This window comes from Psychrobacter sp. 1U2 (assembly GCF_051847575.1).
In genome coordinates, this window is sequence record NZ_JBPYDC010000272.1 from 1 (window position 1) to 1,279 (window position 1,279).

The window sequence follows — 1,279 nt, forward strand, 5'->3', positions numbered from 1 at the left end:
ATCACTATGCTATCGAGATGATTGAGCGGCGGCCGATAGACGCTGTGCTGCTGATGGTAAACCACGTCGTTGGTCAAATAAAAATCAATGTCTAAAGCACGTGCCATAAAAGCAAAATCCGTATCTTCAGCGCCATAACCAACATAATCGGTATCAAAGCCACCTACCCGCTCAAATTGACTGCGCATAATTGCAAAACAAAGACTCCAAAATGCGCCATAATCTTGCGTCTGTTTAATAGATTGACCCTGATGCTGTAAATCAAAGTTATCGCGATAAGGGTTAAATACGGACAGCTCATCTAAAAAGTTGACTGCCAATTTACCTTGTTGTAGCTGATTACCCTCATCATCCGTCAAAGGACGTGTCAGATAACGTGGTTGACCCATTAGTAAGGCATGGGGACGTGCTTGCAGCTTACTATGTAATTGCTCAATAAAAGTTGGCGCGACGATACAATCCACATCCAAGAAAATCATGGCCTCATGTGTGGCACGCGCAGCGCCAAGATTACGATTATGACCAATATCAAACGAGGTGCTACTTGCCAGTCCCTTCTCAGTCGCTGTAGTCGTTGCTATCTTAATAATATTTAAATCGTAGTCTGCCAGACGTTCAGCCTCAGCATCGTCATTAACGATAATAACCTCGCTTGGTTTGACGCTACCCTGCGCCAGGCTACCAAGTAGATTGTAGAGATGCCGATTGCGTCCGTAACAGGTCGTTATTACACTCACGGGAATGGTGTTGTGTGCAGCGTTTGCTACTTGGGGTATGGTAGTCATAAATATCTTCTTTACTTTTATTATTATAAGTTTCTTTGTTACTTCTTATTTCTCAGGTTTTAAGTCCAACTGCGGCAATAGCCATTCTGCAAACCAAGCGTTCACAGAAATATAGTCAGCGATGCTATTCATAAAGTTTTGCGCCGCCATAGTGGGGTTTTTGACCAAAGCAGTCTGCTCATTGCTCATGGTTTTATCGCTCATTGATAAAAAAGACGTTCCATTCTGACTGTCTATATAGGAAGTTTGAGCCATAAACTGTGCCCAACTTAAAGCACGCCCTTGCTCAATTAAGGCTTCTGCCATCACTTCTTGCTCACGATGTGGACGCACATCAGGCAGCACCACAAGCGGCGTTGGGTAATCATAGACTTGCGCGATACCATTGAGACCACAGGCCATCAACAGCAAATTACTATAGGCGATAAATGGCGTCACATCATCCACATGGGCGGCGATATCAACACAATGTCTTACTTCTTCATTAATAGGGC

General features: G+C 43.9%; 2 protein-coding genes. Both read right to left on the reverse strand.

The window, feature by feature from the left end:
* Positions 1 to 785, reverse strand: a 785-nt coding sequence (locus ACS8FD_RS15090) for a glycosyltransferase family 2 protein (protein ID WP_439276450.1), incomplete at its 3' end; no start/stop codon positions are given.
* Positions 786 to 830: 45 nt separating this feature from the next.
* Positions 831 to 1,279: hypothetical protein (locus ACS8FD_RS15095; protein WP_439276451.1), on the reverse strand; the 449-nt coding region annotated here is incomplete at its 5' end.